8 protein-coding genes are annotated in these 18,928 nt (G+C 46.4%); 3 read left to right on the forward strand and 5 right to left on the reverse strand.

Features of this window, described 5'->3' with window-relative positions; translation table 11 throughout:
* Positions 1-120: 120 nt before the first annotated feature.
* The 5 genes from QQ041_RS23230 to gltB (QQ041_RS23250) form a co-directional block, all read right to left on the reverse strand.
* A complete protein-coding gene (locus tag QQ041_RS23230; protein WP_017070085.1) occupies positions 121-549 on the reverse strand; it encodes a DUF1499 domain-containing protein in 429 nt (142 codons plus the stop codon).
* A 170-nt stretch (positions 550-719) separates the two neighbouring features.
* The gene (locus tag QQ041_RS23235; protein ID WP_285955151.1) at positions 720-2,132 is read right to left on the reverse strand and encodes an FAD-dependent oxidoreductase; all 1,413 of its coding nucleotides are present in this window, start codon (positions 2,130-2,132) and stop codon (positions 720-722) included.
* 16 nt (positions 2,133-2,148) lie between these two features.
* On the reverse strand, positions 2,149-6,612 hold the full coding sequence (gltB, locus tag QQ041_RS23240; RefSeq protein WP_285955152.1) for a glutamate synthase large subunit: 4,464 nt from the start codon (positions 6,610-6,612) through the stop codon (positions 2,149-2,151).
* Between the two features lie 428 nt (positions 6,613-7,040).
* Positions 7,041-8,510: a glutamate synthase subunit beta gene (locus QQ041_RS23245; protein ID WP_285955153.1), complete on the reverse strand. Its 1,470-nt coding sequence runs from the start codon at positions 8,508-8,510 to the stop codon at positions 7,041-7,043.
* Positions 8,510-13,057 carry a glutamate synthase large subunit gene (gene gltB / locus QQ041_RS23250; protein WP_123423002.1) on the reverse strand — a complete coding sequence of 1,516 codons (4,548 nt, stop codon included), beginning with the start codon at positions 13,055-13,057 and terminating at the stop codon, positions 8,510-8,512. The genes QQ041_RS23245 and gltB (QQ041_RS23250) overlap by 1 nt, the downstream gene beginning before the upstream one ends.
* Positions 13,058-13,587: 530 nt before the next feature.
* Between gltB (QQ041_RS23250) and QQ041_RS23255 the strand changes: the two genes are divergently transcribed.
* The 3 genes from QQ041_RS23255 (at position 13,588) to arcB (ending at position 18,928) form a co-directional block, all read left to right on the forward strand.
* Positions 13,588-14,541, forward strand: a complete 954-nt coding sequence (locus tag QQ041_RS23255) for a TIGR01212 family radical SAM protein (RefSeq protein WP_285955154.1) — start codon at positions 13,588-13,590, stop codon at positions 14,539-14,541.
* A 91-nt stretch (positions 14,542-14,632) separates the two neighbouring features.
* Positions 14,633-16,384, forward strand: a complete 1,752-nt coding sequence (locus QQ041_RS23260) for a diguanylate cyclase (protein WP_285955155.1) — start codon at positions 14,633-14,635, stop codon at positions 16,382-16,384.
* A 174-nt stretch (positions 16,385-16,558) separates the two neighbouring features.
* Positions 16,559-18,928 carry an aerobic respiration two-component sensor histidine kinase ArcB gene (gene arcB, locus QQ041_RS23265; protein ID WP_146490541.1) on the forward strand — a complete coding sequence of 790 codons (2,370 nt, stop codon included), beginning with the start codon at positions 16,559-16,561 and terminating at the stop codon, positions 18,926-18,928.

Here is an 18,928-nt window from a genome sequence, read left to right on the forward strand (position 1 = left end):
TCTCTTAATAAAAATATTTAAACAGTAGAGCGAAATTGTAGCATGGAAGAGAAGTGTCGAGCGACAGCCCTGAGGCACTTCTCATCCGAATAGCAGCGATTTATCTACGTATTCTTTTATCTATTTGATTAGGCCTTCGCTTTTTAGGCTTGCGCGAAGTTGTTCAGCACGTTTTCGGTTCACACCAAAATCAGAATGACCAGTACGAGACTCAGAACGTACGATCAGTTTGCCATCGGTGATTTTAAGTTCTAAGTCATCGACAAAACGCATGATGCGAGAGGTACATTCAACACGCAGGTAATCTTCTGTTTTGCTCGCGGTTTTTGACCCCGGTAAGGTGAGTGCAACCTGCTCAATCGCATCTAGGTTTGCTGAATCTGATAACTCAAACGCGGCCAATGCATGCTGCTCACGGTCATCTTGAGTTGATACGCAGTTTGGTTTGTCTCCACAAGGTGATGAAGTTCTGTCTTTCATGTCCGTGATTCCTTGGCTGCAAGCGGTTAACGTTAAAAGTGATAGCGAGAGGAGAGCGGCTTTTTTCATAGTGTTTCCTATGGCTTGTTTTTAATTCTAATTGTAGTTATCGGTATTGGCTTATTTGTAATTGTTTTACGTATTTTCGTTGTGCTTGTGATAAACGAATCTAATTCAAAAAAGGATCCATAATTGGATCCTTTTTTATAGTAACGAACTGAGTAATAAAGGAAACCCAATCACACTTCTAGGTAATCTAATATCCCTTCAGCGGCTTTGCGGCCTTCATCGATAGCGGTCACTACCAAGTCAGATCCTCGAACCGCATCGCCACCTGCAAAGATCTTGCTATTGGTGGTTTGGTATTGAAACTCTTGTTGTCCGGGAGCCTTGATTCGTCCCCATTGATCCAATTCCACACCGAAAGGTTCTAGCCACTCCATCGCGTGAGGTTGGAAACCAAATGCCATGATCACGGCATCGGCCTCAAGAACATGCTCACTGCCTTCGACAGGTTCTGGACGACGACGGCCTGCTTCATCAGGCTCACCCAAAGCGGTTTTCACGAATTTTACACCAACCACATGGCCAGCGCTGTTAAGCTCTAAGCCGATAGGTTGGAGGTTGAACTTGAACTTCACACCCTCTTCACGTGCATTTTTTACCTCACGGCGAGAGCCTGGCATGTTGGCTTCATCTCGGCGGTAAGCACACACAACATTGGCTGCATGTTGGCGAATCGAGGTTCGTACACAGTCCATCGCGGTATCACCACCACCAAGCACGACTACCTTCTTGCCTTGCATGTCGATGAACGGAGTTGGGTTTTCTAAATCCATTACCTTGTAGGTGTTAGAGATTAGGAAAGGCAGGGCATCATAAACGCCCGGTGCATCTTCGTTGTCTAAGCCCGCACGCATGTTTTTGTAGGTGCCGACACCTAAGAAGACAGCGTCGTAATCATCGACAAGTTGTTGAAGTTGAACATCTTTGCCAACTTCGGTATTCATTTGAAACTCAACGCCCATCTCGCTAAAGATGCGGCGACGATTTTCCATGATGCCTTTCTCAAGCTTGAACGATGGGATACCAAACGTCAGTAGGCCACCGATCTCTGGATAACGATCAAACACAACAGCTTTCACGCCATTACGAACTAGGATATCAGCCGCCGCCAGACCTGCTGGCCCTGCACCGATGATAGCGACCTTTTTATCAGTCCACTCAACGTGAGACATGTCTGGCTTCCAACCCATTTCAAAGGCTTTGTCGGTAATGTACTTTTCAATATTACCGATGGTGACCGCACCGAAATCGTCATTGAGGGTACAAGAGCCCTCACATAGACGGTCCTGAGGACACACTCGTCCGCAAACCTCAGGCAGGCTGTTGGTTTGGTGAGACAATTCAGCGGCTTCGATAATGCGCCCTTCATTGGCAAGCTTAAGCCACTGAGGGATGTAGTTATGAACTGGACATTTCCATTCACAGTATGGGTTACCACAGTCTAAACAACGGTCTGCTTGCGCTTTCGCTTGCTGTTTAGTGAAAGGTTCGTAGATCTCTACAAACTCAATCTTACGTATCTTGATTGGTTTTTTCGCTGGGTCTACGCGATTCACATCAATAAATTGGTATACATTCTGGCTCATTATTGGCTCCTTCCAATTATTGCGCTTGAACACGAAGTTCAGCTGAGCTGCGGCTTTGGTGGCCGAGCAAGGTGTTCAGGTCTGCCGTTTTTGGCTTCACAAGGTAGAACTTCGGAATCCATTCATCAAAGTTCGCCAGAATAGCTTCAGCGTGTACTGAGCCCGTCTCTTCTAAGTGCTCTGCAATTAAGCCACGCAGATGTTCTTGGTGGATAAATAAGTCAGACAGAGAAAGTGCCTCGACCGACTCGTTGTTCACTCGGCCTTGGAAGTCTTCGTTCTTATCCATCACATAAGCGAAGCCACCCGTCATACCTGCGCCGAAGTTCACTCCAGTTGCGCCAAGGATGGCCACAATACCGCCTGTCATATACTCACAAGCGTTATCACCTGCGCCTTCAATCACAGCGACGGTACCAGAGTTACGTACGCCAAATCGTTCACCAGCAGTACCTGCGGCAAATAGCTTGCCTCCGGTTGCGCCATACAGGCAAGTGTTGCCTATGATGGTTGCTTCGTTACAAGTAAATGCGGTGCCTTGGTGAGGCTTGATAACCACCTTACCACCAGCCATGCCTTTACCAACATAGTCATTGGCATCGCCTGTTAGGTACAGCTCAACGCCGCCTGCGTTCCAAACCGCAAAAGATTGGCCTGCAGTACCATCGAGATACAATTTGATTGGTGAACCAGCCATGCCTTGGTTGCCATATCGCTTAGCAATTTCGCCAGAGATACGTGCGCCTATCGAACGGTCTGTATTAATCACGTTGTAGTAAAGGCTGGTGGATTGACGTTTCTCAATCGCATTGAGTGCATCATCAAGGATCTGCTGGTTGAGCTGAGCCTTATCAAATGGTGCGTTTGGCTCGGTCCAAAACAGCGGGTGACCTTCCGGAGAGACTGGAGCTTCGAGTATTGAAGATAGATCGAGTTTGCTCTGTTTCGCTGTGAGACCTTGAACGGCTTCAAGTAAATCAGTACGGCCAATCAAGTCGGTGAGTTTTTCTACACCAAGCTCTGCAAGGTATTGGCGAACTTCATCGGCTAGGCCCGTAAAGTAGTTCACCACCATATCTGGCAGGCCTTTGAAGTATTCGCGGCGCAATGTTTCATCTTGAGTCGCGACACCTGTTGCACAGTTGTTGAGATGACAAATTCGTAAGAACTTACAACCCATTGCGACCATTGGTGCGGTACCAAAACCAAAGCTTTCAGCGCCTAAAATCGCACCTTTAATCACATCAAGACCGGTTTTCAGACCACCATCGACTTGCAGACGGATCTTATGACGAAGCCCGTTAGCAACCAATGCTTGCTGGGTTTCTGCTAGCCCTAGTTCCCAAGGACAGCCTGCGTATTTTACTGAGGTCAGTGGGCTCGCTGCGGTACCGCCATCGTAGCCAGAAATAGTGATTAGATCGGCATAGGCTTTTGCTACACCTGTCGCGATAGTACCAACACCCGGTTCGGATACTAACTTCACTGAAACCAAGGCATTAGGGTTAACTTGCTTAAGGTCGAAAATCAGCTGCGCTAGATCCTCGATAGAGTAAATATCGTGGTGTGGAGGAGGGGAAATCAGAGTGACACCTTGAACTGAGTATCTCAGTTTGGCGATTTCTGCCGTGACTTTATGACCCGGTAGCTGACCACCTTCGCCGGGTTTCGCCCCTTGTGCAACTTTGATTTGTAGAACATCCGCATTGGTTAAGTAATGTGGCGTTACACCAAAACGGCCTGACGCAATCTGTTTGATGCGTGAGTTACGGTCGGTACCAAAGCGTCGTGGATCTTCACCGCCTTCACCAGAGTTTGAGTAACCACCTAAGCGATTCATCGCCATGGCCAGCGCTTCATGAGCTTCTGGGCTCAGAGCACCAATCGACATCGCTGCTGAGTCAAAGCGCTTAAAGAGGTCACTGCTCGGCTCTACTTGCTCAAGTGTTAGTGGCTTATCGGCTTTTTTAAGGCTCATTAAGTCACGCAGCATCGCGGCAGGGCGAGCATTTACCTGCTTAGCAAAAGATAGGTAATCCGACGTTTCGCCAGTTTTCACTGCGGTTTGCAGAGTGCCGACCACATCTGGGTTATAGGCGTGGTATTCACCGCCATGGACGTATTTCAGTAAACCACCGTGCTCGATCGGTTTACGCTTGGTCCACGCTTTACGCGATAAGTTATAGATATCTTGTTGGAAATCGCTAAAGCTAGCACCTTGGATTCGTGTGGTAACTCCGCGGAAACAGAGTTCAACAACGTCGGAATGTAGGCCAACGGCTTCGAAAAGTTGCGAACAACGATATGAAGCAATCGTAGAAATACCCATCTTCGACATGATCTTATACAGACCTTTGTTGATGCCGTTTTGGTAGTTCTGCATCGCGGTGCGATAGTCTTTATCTAAAGAGCCATCATCTAACATTTTACCTAATGCTTCATAAGCCAGGTATGGGTAAACCGCGGTCGCACCGAAGCCAAGTAGCACTGCGAATTGGTGTGGGTCTCGAGCAGTTGCTGTCTCAACCACGATGTTGGCATCGCAACGCAGATTGGTATCAGCAAGTCTTGTTTGCACCGCACCAACCAACATGGCTGCAGGGATTGGTAGTTTGCCTTTCTCTAACCCTTTATCCGACAGCACAACTAAAACGGCACCTTCACGGACTTCTTGTTCGGCGCTATCACATACTGCTTTGATTGCTTGTTCAAGGTCTTGATGGTTAGGGTCATAGTGCATGCTGAGAATAACATGACGGTAATGTTTTTGACTTAACTGCAGAAGCTGCTGTATGTCTGAGTAAAGCAGTACTGGTGAATCAAACGTGACACGATAGGCGTGACCGTCTGTCTCACAGAACACATTCATCTCTTTACCAATACTGGTCGCCAAAGACATCACGTGTTTTTCACGCAGTGGATCAATTGGTGGGTTGGTGACCTGTGCAAACTTCTGGCGGAAGTAATCAGTAATCAGACGCTCTTTTGAAGAGAGCACAGCCATCGGCGTATCATCGCCCATTGAACCTACCGCTTCTTGACCCATGTCACCAAGTACACGCAGTACTTGGTCTGATTCCTCGTTGCTCATCGCAAACTGTTTTTGGTAGGTCTTTAGCGTGTCATCGTCAAAGCTACGCTTACCGACTTGGTCATCTTGCAGCGCAGAAAATGGCGTTAACTTGTGAACGTTCTTTTCCATCCACTCTTTATATGGGTGGCGACCTTTGAGGTCATTGTCGATCTCATTAGATTGCCACAGCTTGCCGCGGCGAGTATCTATTACCAGTAGTTCACCTGGACCAACACGGCCTTTTTCTGCAACTTCATCCGGTGCGTAGTTCCAGATACCGACCTCAGATGCCAGTGTGATTAGATTATCTTTGGTAATCACATAACGCGCAGGACGCAGGCCATTTCTATCAAGGTTACATGCGGCGTAACGACCATCTGAAAGTACGATGCCAGCAGGGCCATCCCACGGTTCCATGTGCTTGGAGTTGAAGTCGTAAAAGGCACGCAGATCTGGGTCCATGTCTGGGTGATTTTGCCATGCGGGCGGAACAAGCATACGCATCGCTCGGAACACATCCATACCTCCGGCAAGGAACAGGTCGAGCATGTTATCTAGGCTTGAAGAATCTGAGCCTGTCTCATTCACAAAAGGTGCAGCGGTTTGCAAATCGGGAAGCAGCGGTGAAGAGAATTTATAGGCACGAGCCTTAGCCCACTGTCGGTTACCTTCTATGGTATTGATCTCACCATTGTGCGCCAAATAGCGGAATGGTTGAGCCAGTGGCCAGCGTGGTTGTGTGTTGGTTGAGAAACGCTGGTGGAACAGACATATCGCCGATTCCATACGTAAGTCTGCAAGATCGAGGTAAAATCGCGGAAGATCGGCAGGCATACACAGACCTTTATAGACCATCACCTGTGTTGAAAGGCTACAGATATAGAAATCTTTGTCTTCGGTGATCTGCTTTTCAATTCTGCGACGAGCAATGTATAGGCGTCGTTCGATGTCGCGTTCACGCCAACCTGCAGGTGCTGAGATAAAGACTTGTTGAATGTTGGGCACTGAGTCTTTTGCGATTGGACCTAACACGTCGGTGTTAGTCGGCACGACACGCCAACCTGCGACGGTGAGTGTCTCTTGAGCGAGCTCTTTATTGACGATGTCTTGCGCGGATTGCGTTTTGATTGGGTCTTGGCTGAAGAAAATCATGCCGACAGCGTATTGCTTGCCGAGGTTGAAGTTATTCTCTTCTGCGATAATTCTGAGGTAAGAGTCTGGCTTCTGCAGTAATAACCCACAGCCATCTCCGGTTTTACCATCCGCAGCGATACCACCACGGTGTGTCATGCGATCTAGGGCTGAAATAGCAGTTCTTACCAACTTATGACTAGGTTGGCCTTCCATTTGCGCTATTAAACCAAATCCACAGTTGTCTTTTTCAAGACTAGGATCATATAGAGCCATTGCAATTCTCCCTTTTGCTTCTCTGTCATCCAGACAGTAAATGACTAACTATTCATGTACTTGTTGTTTTTTATAAACTGATAGTCTGCTTTAGCCAGTTAAAACGTTATTGGTTGTGTTAACAAAACCGATTGATTTTATTTTCATCAGCTTTACAACGTATAGCTAATTGTGTTTAAGGTCAAGTTCATGGTTAATTATCATGCATAAACGCGATTAGCCACTTAATAATCTAAAATAGTCGATGGATATCAATGAGATATGCAAGATGAATGTTAATGATATTTAACATATACAACAGGGTGTTTTTGAAAACGCCGAAGGCCAGATAGAAAAAAGGCTAGCATCGAGTGCTAGCCAAATATAAAAGTTAGGAAGGGTGTTGCTTTTCCTCTAGGCTAACGTCATCGACGCTAGCCCGAGAAATATTATGCGGAAAGCATGAGTGAATCAGCTTTCGCTTCTAAGTTTGAGTTACCCATTAAGAAGTCATCAATAGCAATTGCACATTCACGACCTTCATTAATACAACGTACTACTAGAGACTGACCTGTACGCATATCACCAGCAGCGAAAACGCCTTTCTGGTTAGTTGCGTAACCTTCAGAAGCGACGTTACCGCGCTCGTCCAGTTTAATGTCTAGTTGAGCTAGCACACCTGTTGGCTCTGGGTGTAAGAAACCCATCGCTAGGAATGCCATATCACAAGGGATAACACGTTCTGTGTTCGCCACTTCTTCAAAGCTTGGGCGCTCACCTGGTTTCGCATCTTGCCAAACGATGTCAGCAATACGTAGACCCGTCACTTGACCTTGCTCGTTACCGATGAACTCTTTGGTTAAGATGTTCCAGTGGCGTTCACAACCTTCTTCGTGAGAAGTCGTTGTTTTCATGATCATTGGGTATTGAGGCCAAGGCATATTTGCAGGGCGTTTCTCTGGTGGGATCGGCATGATCTCTACCTGAGTAATGCTTGCTGCTTTATGACGGTTTGATGTACCCACACAGTCAGAACCCGTATCACCACCACCGATAACCACAATGTGTTTATCTTGAGCGTAAATCTCTTCTGTTTTCAGGTCTAGGTCGTTGGCACGACGGTTGTTTTGACCAAGGAATTCCATCGCAAAATGAACGCCTTTTAGCTCACGACCTGGAATTGGTAGGTCACGCGGAACCGTAGAACCACCTGTTAGCAAGACTACATCAAACTCTTGACGTAGTTGCTGAGCATTAACATCAACACCGATGTGCTGGTTCACTTTAAATTCAACGCCCGCTTCAGCCATTAGGTTGATCTTACGATCAATCACGTCCATACCCAGTTTGAAATCTGGGATACCGAAACGCAGTAGGCCGCCAACTTTCTCGTCACGTTCAAATACAGTCACTGAGTGACCTGCACTGTTTAGTTGCTCAGCAGCGGCCAGGCCAGCAGGACCTGAACCGATAACAGCTACTGTTTTACCCGTGCGAGAACGAGGTGTTTTAGGTTTTGCGTACCCTTCACGGTACGCAGTTTCTACAATTGTTTTCTCGATATTACAGATAGTGATTGGGTCTTGGTTGATACCTAGTACACAAGCACTCTCACAAGGAGAAGGACACACACGACCTGTAAATTCAGGGAAGTTATTGGTTGAGCTTAGGATGTTCCAAGCCTCTTCCCAGCTGTCACGGTAAACCGCGTCATTGAATTCTGGGATTATGTTACCAATCGGACAACCGCTGTGACAGAAAGGTACGCCACAGTCCATACAACGAGATGCTTGAGTATTGATCTTGTCACCAAACTCTTCGTTAAGTACGAACTCTTTGTTGTCTTCGATACGAACTGACGGGTCGAGCTTCTTTGGAAGCTCACGACCGTGTTCTAAAAATCCAGTAGGCTTACCCATTATACTGCCTCCACTTCTTCCGTTTGTGCTTGTTGTGCTTCAGCTTTACGCTTCTCAAGAACTGCTTTGTAGTCGCGTGGCATGACTTTAATTAGTGATGCAACACTTGCTTCAAAGTTGTCGAGGAAAGACTGAGCAACTTCACTTCCTGTGAATTCAACGTGCTTGGTTAGCATATCTAGTAGAAGATCTTTATCTTCTTGTTCAATTGGATCTAGGTCTACAAGTTCAGAGTTAAGCTTGGTTTCGAAGTCGCCCGCTTTATCCCAAACATAAGCGACACCACCACTCATACCCGCAGCAAAGTTACGACCCGTTGAGCCAAGGATAATAGCAACACCGCCAGTCATGTATTCACAACCGTGGTCACCAACGCCTTCAACAACAACCTTCGCGCCTGAGTTACGAACACAGAAACGTTCGCCAGCCATACCGCGAATGAAAGATTCACCTGAGGTCGCACCGTAGAAACATACGTTACCAACCACGATGTTATCTTCAGCAACGATAGAAGATTTCGCATCTGGGTACAGTACCAAAGTACCGCCAGACAGACCTTTACCCCAGTAATCGTTCGCGTCGCCTTCTACTTCGAACTTAACGCCTTTCGCAAGGAATGCACCGAAAGATTGGCCAGCACTACCGTGGAACTTAACGTTCATTGGTTGTGGTAAACCTTGGTCTTTGTAAACCTTCGAGATTTCGTTCGACAGCATGGTACCCGCAGAGCGGTCCGTGTTGATGATAGGGAAGGTCGCATTCACGGCTTCACCTTTCTCAAGTGCAGGAATCGCAGCTTGAATCAACTTACGGTCTAGAACATCTTCAAGGTTGTGGTTTTGTTGTGTCTGGTTGTAGATACCATCTTCTTCACGAGCCTGCTCAATGTGCAGTACAGGTGTTAGATCTAGGTTCTTGTACTTCCAGTGGCCGATGTCGTCACGAACTTTAAGTTTGTGCGATTGACCCACCATCTCATCGATAGAGCGGAAGCCAAGTTCAGCCATTACTTCACGTAGGCCTTCAGCCATGTATTGGAAGAAAGTCACTACGTCTTCTACGCGGCCGTCGAAACGCTCACGTAGAGTCTTATTCTGTGTTGCGATACCAACAGGACATGTATTCTTGTGACACTTACGCATCATGATACAGCCTTCAACAACCAATGCTGCTGTTGCTACGCCCCATTCTTCCGCACCAAGTAGTGTTGCTACTGCAAGGTCACGTGGTGTTTTCATCTGACCATCAGACTGAACAACGATACGGTTACGTAGGCCATTTTTCAGTAGTGTTTGGTGCGTTTCCGCTAGACCAAGCTCCCAAGGCAAACCAGTGTGACGGATAGAAGACATCGGAGATGCACCAGTACCACCATCAAAACCTGCGATAAGTACTACGTCAGCTTTCGCTTTTGCTACACCCGATGCAATCGTACCTACGCCAGCTTCCGATACTAGCTTCACGTTGACACGGCCGTTACGGTTCGCGTTTTTCAGATCGTAGATCAGCTGAGCCAAATCTTCGATTGAGTAGATATCGTGGTGTGGCGGTGGCGAGATAAGACCTACGCCCGGAGTCGAGTGACGCGTTGCACCGATCCAGTCATCAACCTTATCACCAGGTAATTGACCACCCTCACCAGGTTTCGCACCTTGAGCCATCTTGATTTGCAGCTCATCAGCGTTAGATAGGTAGTAAGACGTTACACCAAAGCGACCAGAAGCGACCTGTTTGATAGCTGAACGTTCCCAGTCACCGTTTTCTTTACGTTCGAAACGTGCTGGATCTTCACCACCTTCACCTGAGTTTGATTTCGCGCCAATGCGGTTCATTGCAACAGCCAGTGTTGAGTGAGCCTCATGCGAGATTGAACCAAAGCTCATTGCGCCTGTAGCGAAACGCTTAAGGATGTTCTCGATTGGTTCTACTTCTGCTAGAGGAATAGAGCCTGCAGGGTTCTTGATGAAATCAAGTTGGCTACGTAGCGTTGCTGCGTTGTCGCCTTGATCATCGACTGCTTTTGCGTACTTCTTGAACTGACCGTAATCTTTGTTACGCGTCGACTCTTGAAGTAGAGAAATCGTTTCTGGGTTGAATAAGTGTTTCTCACCACGTTGTTTCCACTGGTAAACACCACCAACATCAAGGATCTGAGCTGGGATTTCACGAGCTGGGTAACCAACACGGTGACGAACCAGTACTTCTCGCGCGATATCGTCGATCGTTAGACCTTGGATACGAGAAACCGTACCTGTGAAGTATTTTTCAACCACTGATTTGCTAACACCAAGTGCTTCAAAGATTTGTGCACCGTGGTAAGACTGCAGCGTAGAGATCCCCATCTTAGAGAAGATCTTAAGTAGACCGCCGTTAACACCTTTACGGTAGTTATCGAATAACTCACGTGGGTGTACGTTTGGATCTAGCTTCTTCGTACGTTGCAGTTCAACAATCGTTTCAATAACTAAGTATGGGTTAACTGCGTTTGCACCGTAACCGATAAGCGTTGCAAAGTGGTGTGTTTCACGAGCATCACCTGTTTCAACAACGATGTCACACTTAGCACGTAGGCCTTTACGGATTAGGTGGTGGTGAACCGCGCCAACCGCCAGCATTGCTGGAATAGCGGCGTGGTTAGAGTTAACCGCACGGTCAGTCAGTAGGATGATAGAGTAGCCATCAATCACGGCGTCTTCTGCATATTGGCAGATACGCTTAAGTGCGCGCTCTAACTTACCTTGGTCGCCATTTGCTTGGAATACGATATCCAGCGTCTTCGCTTGAAGGTGCTCGTTATCGATTGCACGCAGTTTTTCTAACTCAGAGTTAGACAGGACTGGAGATTCAAGTTCTACTTTTTGACAGTGCTCAGGTGTTTCAGCAAGTAAGTTCTGATCCTTACCTAGGTAAGTGTTCAGAGACATAACCATACGCTCACGAATCGGGTCGATCGGCGGGTTAGTTACTTGTGCAAACAACTGTTTGAAGTAGTTTGAAAGGTGCTGCGATTGGTGAGAAAGAATCGCTAGCGGCCAGTCAGCCCCCATTGCAGAAAGTGGCTCGTAGCCTGTTTTCGCAAGAGGTAGAATAATTTCGTTTACTTCTTCAGAGCTCACGCCAAACGATTGCTGTTTGTGGAGAAGTTTCTCTGGAGAAGGTTGGCTAAATTCGTTGCTCGCATCTGGTAGCTTTTTCAGGCTCAGAAGGTTCTCTTCAACCCACTTTTCGTAAGGTTGTGCTTTAGCAATGCTGTCTTTCACTTCTTCATCAGAAATGATGCGGCCTTGCTCAAGGTCAGCAACAAAAATACGACCTGGCTGAAGACGACCACGGTACTCAACGTTTTCAGGTGCGATCTCAACAACACCAGACTCAGACGCCATTACTAGGAAGTCGTCTTTTGTCACTGTGTAGCGAGAAGGACGCAGACCGTTACGGTCAAGTGTTGCACCTACTTGAACACCATCGGTGAAACATACAGATGCTGGGCCATCCCATGGTTCCATAACGTTCGCGTGGTACTGGTAGAACGCGCGACGAGTTGGATCCATGTTTTTGTTTTCTTGCCATGCTTCCGGGATCATCATCATCAACGCGTGTGGCAGAGTACGACCTGAAAGAACAAGTAGCTCAAGCGCCATATCGAAGTTTGATGAATCCGAACTACCTTCCTGACAGATAGGCAGTAGCATGTCGATTTCAGCTTGTGTAAACAGATCCGATTCAAGGATCGCTTCACGTGCTTTCATCCAGTTCAGGTTGCCGCGAACCGTATTGATTTCGCCATTATGCGCGATGTAACGGAAAGGCTGAGCTAGACGCCAACGTGGGAATGTATTGGTAGAGAAGCGAGAGTGTACCAGTGCTAGAGCTGTCACCATTGTTGGGTTTTGCAGGTCTAGGAAGTACTGAGGAACTTGTTCAGTTGTTAGCTGGCCTTTGTACACCAATGTCTTGTAAGACATAGAGTTGATGTAGAAGTCATCACCGATATTTGAAACGCTTTCTAGGCATACACGAACTGTGTAGTTACGTAGAACATACAGTTTACGCTCAAGCTCTTCTGGTGTGATACCAGGGCCGCCAGAAATAAATACGTGTTCAAATTGAGGTTCAGTGCTTAGTGGGTCAGCACCAATCATTGAATTGTCAGTTGGAAGTTCACGGTAACCGATAACTTCTAACTCAAGGCGTTGTGCATTGCGTTCTAGAATGTCACGACACTGTGCACGTTTGTGTTCATCTTTAGGGAAAAGTACAACACCAACACCATATTTTTCAAAAGATGGCAGCTTAATTCCAAGCTTTACGGCTTCTTCTAGTAAGAATTCGTGCGGCTTCTGTAGCAGGATACCTGCACCATCACCAGAACACGGATCGCAGCCTTGGCCGCCACGGTGTTCCATACGTGCAAGCATATCGAGTGCTTGAGTTACTACATCATGAGATTTGCGATTCTTTAGATGCGCAACAAAACCGATACCACAAGCGTCATGCTCCAATTCAGGAGTGTACAGACCCTGTGAGTTCTGCTCTTGATCTACCATAGATACATCCTTCCAGTTAAATCTAGGCGCAACTTCTTTGTATAAAGTCAGCCTTGTCCTTTTATATTTATGGGTCTAAACCTGCCTATGCTGGCGGTTTGAATCCTTTCCGTATCTCGCAGGAAAAGTATTGCGAGAAAAACAATCCTTAGTGATATCCGTTTATTTTTAACCACAAACTAGTGGTTTATATAGGTGGGATATGGATATCACCGACTTATTAGCAAGTTTTAGTTGTAAGTAAATACTCAAAAATAGCCAATATGTGTAAGTATCCTACAATTTTGTTTAGGCGAATTGCAATGAAAGTTGAACCATGTAGACCATTTTTTTCGTTTTATTTTGAATTTAATGTCTAACAAATGTGCAACATTAGGCAAATGGAGCAGATTTTTTGCATGTTTATTGATATTTGTTAGGTTGCTCGCAAAAAGCCTTGAGTAAACTAATTGGTCGAATTTTGCAGGGATGTAATTTTTTTTCAAAAAAAGACTGATATTCATTCTTATTTACTTGAGTGCTTTGAAAATATGCAATTACATGAGTTAGTTAATACTATCGGCCAAGATCTTCAACGCCGTTATGGCGAGAAAGTCCACAAGCTGACGCTTCACGGTGGTTTCAGCTGCCCAAACCGAGACGGGACAATTGGCCGTGGAGGTTGCACGTTTTGTAACGTGGCTTCCTTTGCTGATGAACAAACTCAAATTCAAAGTATTGCTGACCAGCTAAAAGATCGTGCGGGTGAGATTGCTCGTGCCAAGAAGTATTTGGCTTACTTTCAGGCGTACACCAGCACTTATGCTGAGGTGCAAGTGCTCAAGAATATGTATGAAGAGGCGCTAAAAGCACCCGGTGCAGAGATCGTTGGTCTTTGTGTTGGCACGCGACCAGACTGTGTGCCTGATGCGGTGTTGGATCTGTTAGCGGACTACGTTAAACAAGGCTATGAGATTTGGCTCGAGCTTGGCCTGCAAACCGCCAATGATAAAACCCTCAAGCGAATTAACCGCGGCCACGATTTTGCAGTGTATGAAACGATCACCCAACGCGCACGCGCTTTAGGTATCAAGGTGTGTACTCATCTGATTGTTGGCCTACCAAAAGAAACCAAAGCGGATAACCTTGAAACCTTAGACAAGGTATTAGCCGTTGGCACCGATGGTATTAAGCTGCACGGCCTTCATATAGTAGAGGGCAGTACCATGGCTAAGGCGTGGAAGGCAGGAAAGCTAGAAGCCCCAAGCCTTGAAGAGTACATCGATATCGCGACTGATATCATTCAACGCACGCCTGCGGACGTGGTTTATCACCGTGTTTCTTCAGCGGCGAGACGCCCAACGTTACTTTCTCCTTTATGGTGTGAGAACCGATGGTTAGCGATGACTGAAATAGGCCGTTCGCTCGATAAAACCGGTGCTCAAGGCATCAAAACTGGTTCTGCATTCGAGTACACGTTGCCTGTTTTAAACGCAGCCAATTAATAGAAATGGGTGACTGTAGGTAACAGCAGATAAAACCAACAAATAGTGGTAACATTTCCCTCACAGATTTTATGGTATAGATTGAGAGTAAATGGAACTGGTAATGACTTGGTTGTGGGACAGGGCGTATGGCTACGGTATTTATATCGTTGTTGTATTGCTGATTGCTCTCATCTGCTGGCATCTCTATTCTCGTTATCAGTCGCATATCGAAACGCTTCTACTTGCTACCCCGTCGCCACTCTATTTTGTTGATGTTCGAAGTGGCGAAATACTCTATGCCAATCGCCAAGCCATGCAGTTGCTTGGTATCCGCCAAATCGGTGTTAATTTTCGCTTTCCTACTGTGGAAAGTGAGAACAGCTTTCGTCAGTACTTAACCAATCACATTAACTCTCGAGCCTTCGAGCAGGTCTCCCTGTGGGCGCTTTCTGAATTTGAGTCGTTCAAGATCAACTTGGTCGGTCGTAAGATCCATTTTAGAAATAAGCAGGCTTGGATGATTCACGCCTCACCTTATAAAAACACTAACGAAGAACTGTCCCAAGAAGTTCGAGAACTGAATGTTGCTCGTACCGCGTTGGATTCTTTGTCTGAGCTGATCTACGTGAAAGATAAAAAGGGTGAGTTGGTCGCGAGTAATCGCTCGTTTAAAAAATTTTGGCACGGTCGCCCGGAAGAGGGCACCTTGAGTGTTTCTGGTGGTGCATTAAAAGGCCGTGTTAGTGAGCGTTCGTGGACAACCGATCAGGACGGCAAAGGGTGTTTGCTCGAAACTTATCAAAGTGTATTGCTCTCGCAAGATGGAGAAACCATCGGCACGCTCTCTATTAGTCATGATGTGACCGATTGGCATGACATGCAGCAGAAATTGCGTGGCGAAATGGAGAAGCGTAAAGATACCGAAGTGGCACTTGCGCAACGTGACACCATATTGCAAAACATCTTGGAAGCGAGCCCAGACTCGATTGGTATCTTCAACGAAAACATGGTTTATCAAGCGTGTAATAAACCGTTTGTGGCGGCGCTTGGTATCTCTGCGGTCAGTGACCTAGTGGGTAAGCGCCTGCAAGATGTCGTGCCGAATAGTATGTATATGCGTATCTCAGACACTGATCATCAAGTGCTTCATCATGGTAAATCGTTACGCTATATCGATAAGGTCGTCTCCAGTGATGGAGAATACACTTGGTACGATGTCGTGAAATCACCGTTTAGAGATCCAGTATCAAGTACTAATGGTGTTTTGATCATGGCGCGTGATATCACCGAGCGTTATCTCGCTGAGCAGAAGCTTGAAGAGGCCAACCTTGAGCTTGAACGTCTCAGCTTTATGGATAGTTTGACCCAGGTTTCCAACCGACGCCGTTTCGACGAACAGCTCTCTACACTGTGGCATTATCATGTGCGTGAGAAGTTACCACTGACCATCATGTTGTGTGATATCGACTTCTTTAAAGGCTACAACGATTTTTACGGACACCAACAAGGTGATGATGCTTTGATTCAGGTTTCGCAGGCATTTAAGCAGGTGTTGAATCGTTCATCTGATTGTGTGGCTCGTTATGGTGGCGAAGAGTTCGGCTTTATTCTACCAAATACAACGACCGACGGTGCTCAGCTGGTGGCGCAGCGTATTCATGACGAAGTCCTAAAATTGGAACTTGCGCATGAGAAGTCGACAGTCTCTGAATTCATCACGGTGAGCATTGGTATTATCTCTTACATTCCTACACCTGATGATGAAATGGAATCGGCTGTTGCCTTGGCTGACAGTGCGCTGTATCAAGCAAAATCTGACGGTCGAAACCGTTCTATGGTGCATCCATCCTCAATTCGCTAACTCTATAAAATTGGTGATTTGTCCACCTTTGTCTGTTTTGGTTGTTCGGTATTTATATTAATTGGATTAACCTGCGATATTGCCGCTGATCTCTTTCTGCGTGTGATGTAGCTAGCTTACCTCCTATCTTCAAACAGGGTAGAATGTTGCTAGTCTTATCGCATGGAGCGCTAAATGAAACCCATGAAAAATCTTGCCCAGTATTACGTGGATCTACTCGTAAAGCTGGGGATTGTCCGCTTTTCTATCTTACTCGCCTTAGCGCTTGTTGCCCTCGCTGTTGTTGTGCAAGTCGGCATTACCCTCGCACTTAAAGGTAATGTTGATGATATCGACATTGTCCGTTCAGTTTTCTTCGGCTTAGTGATCACGCCTTGGGCGGTTTATTTCTTATCGGTGGTCGTTGACCAGTTGGAAGAGTCTCGTCAGCGTCTAGCGAAACTGGTCTCTAAACTTGGCGACATGCGAGAGCGAGACCAAGAGCTCAACAATAAATTGCAGCTCAATATTGAGAAGCTTAATCAAGAAATTGAAGAGCGTGAAAAAGCGGAGGAAGCACGTGCAGAAGCGATGCACGACCTTGAGAACGAGGTGTTCCAACGTGAGCGAACTCAGCTTGAACTGGCAGAGCGAACGGCACTATTGCGCTCGTTTATCGATGCTTCTCCTGACCTTATTTACTACCGTAATGAAGAAGGTGTTTTCTCTGGTTGTAACCGTGCGGTTGAAGAGCTCACCGGCAAGACAGAAAAAGAGCTAGTCGGTTTGACGCCTTGGGATGTCTACAGTAAAGAGGTCGCTCAACAAGTTGTGGAAACCGATAAGAAGGTGTTTGCCGATAACCAAGCGCTAACTTATGACCAGTGGCTTGAATATCCTGACGGACGTAAGAGCTACTTCGAACTGCGTAAAGTACCTTTCTACAGTAAAGATGGTCGCCACTTAGGCTTAGTGGGTTTTGGTCGTGATATTACCGAGCGTAAAGAGCATCAAGAGTCGCTAGAGAAAGCCAGTCGTGATAAGACCACCTTTATATCAACCATTAGCCATGAGCTAAGAACACCGCTTAACGGCATCATTGGTTTGAGCCGCATGCTGCTCGATAGCCAACTGACCACTGAGCAGCGCAAGCAGATGCAAACCATCAAGGTAAGCGCAGTGACACTGGGTAATATCTTTAACGATATTATCGATATGGATAAGTTCGACCGTCGTAAGCTTGAGCTATTCCCAACCCCAATCAACTTTGAAGATTTCGTTGTTGAGATCGAAAGTATCTCTGCATTGATGGCTGAACAAAAAGGGTTGAGGTTCGATCTAGAAAGGTTGTCTGATCTTCCTGCTGCCGTTGAAGTGGATGGCACTCGCCTAAGACAGGTGTTGTGGAACCTTGTAAGTAACGCGATGAAGTTCACCAAAGATGGTGGCGTGGTGATGACAGTCAGCGCCGACATTGATGGCGACTTTGCCAACATCACGATGGAAGTAGAAGACACCGGGATTGGTATCCCTGAAAGTGAAATCGAGAAGATCTTCGCGATGTATTATCAGGTCAAATCCGGAACGGATAATCTGCATGCGGTGGGCACAGGTATTGGCCTTGCTGTCTCACAACAGCTGATCAATATGATGGATGGGCACATTGAAGTGACCAGTGAAGAGGGCTTTGGTAGTACCTTTACGGTTTCGATTCGAGTTCCTGTTAATCACGATACTCAAGCATTGATTAAAACACCAAGAAAGCAGTCGAACCTTAAGATCTTCATGGTCGAAGATATTGAACTGAACATCACGGTGGCTCGCTCTCTACTCGAAAGCCTGGGTCACGAAGTGACGGTGGTGATGACGGGTAAAGAGGCGCAAATTGCCTTCAACCCTGAAGACTATGACTTGGTACTGTTGGACATCCAACTGCCAGACATGACTGGCTTCGACATCGCTCAGTACTACCGCGAGAAGTACAGCCAGTTACCACCTTTGGTTGCGTTAACTGCCAACGTGTTAAATAACAAACAAGAGTACTTCCAGAAAGGCATGGACGAGGCGATCAGTAAACCATTGTCGGTTCGAGCTATCCAAGATGTCATCAGTGAACTTATCGAAGATGCACCAGAGGTTATTGAGAAAGTAGATAGCACGGATAAGGTTGAGATTATTGAGAAAGTCGATGCAAGTAAGCCTGTTCTTTCAGCTATTGATACCACTTTGCTTGATATTGATATGCTAGAGTCTTATGTTGATATTGTTGGACCGAAACCGGTTTTGGATAGCATCGTGATGTTTGAAGATATGATGCCGGAGTATATGGAAATATTGAACTCCAACATGGTCGCGAAAGACAAAGCCAGTATCGTTTCCGAGGCACATAAGATTAAAGGTGCAGCAGGGTCCATTGGTTTGAAACGTATCCAGCAAGTGGCTCAGAAAGCTCAATCTCCAGATATGCCTGCGTGGTGGGAGAACATTTCAGATTGGGTTGATGAAATAAATAACGAATACCAGAATGACATTGAAGTCTTAAAGAGTTGGTTAAATCAAAGGTAG

Source organism: Vibrio sp. TMPB1044, from assembly GCF_030442075.1.
GTDB classification, from domain to species: domain Bacteria; phylum Pseudomonadota; class Gammaproteobacteria; order Enterobacterales; family Vibrionaceae; genus Vibrio; species Vibrio satsumensis.

Bases quoted from the DNA above. Each gene is read 5' to 3' on its own strand.
- QQ041_RS23230 (WP_017070085.1), bottom strand. From the start codon at position 549: ATGAAAAAAGCCGCTCTCCTCTCGCTATCACTTTTAACGTTAACCGCT.
- QQ041_RS23235 (WP_285955151.1), bottom strand. From the start codon at position 2,132: ATGAGCCAGAATGTATACCAATTTATTGATGTGAATCGCGTAGACCCA.
- gltB (WP_285955152.1), bottom strand. From the start codon at position 6,612: ATGGCTCTATATGATCCTAGTCTTGAAAAAGACAACTGTGGATTTGGT.
- QQ041_RS23245 (WP_285955153.1), bottom strand. From the start codon at position 8,510: ATGGGTAAGCCTACTGGATTTTTAGAACACGGTCGTGAGCTTCCAAAG.
- gltB (WP_123423002.1), bottom strand. From the start codon at position 13,057: ATGGTAGATCAAGAGCAGAACTCACAGGGTCTGTACACTCCTGAATTG.
- QQ041_RS23255 (WP_285955154.1), top strand. From the start codon at position 13,588: ATGCAATTACATGAGTTAGTTAATACTATCGGCCAAGATCTTCAACGC.
- QQ041_RS23260 (WP_285955155.1), top strand. From the start codon at position 14,633: ATGGAACTGGTAATGACTTGGTTGTGGGACAGGGCGTATGGCTACGGT.
- arcB (WP_146490541.1), top strand. From the start codon at position 16,559: ATGAAACCCATGAAAAATCTTGCCCAGTATTACGTGGATCTACTCGTA.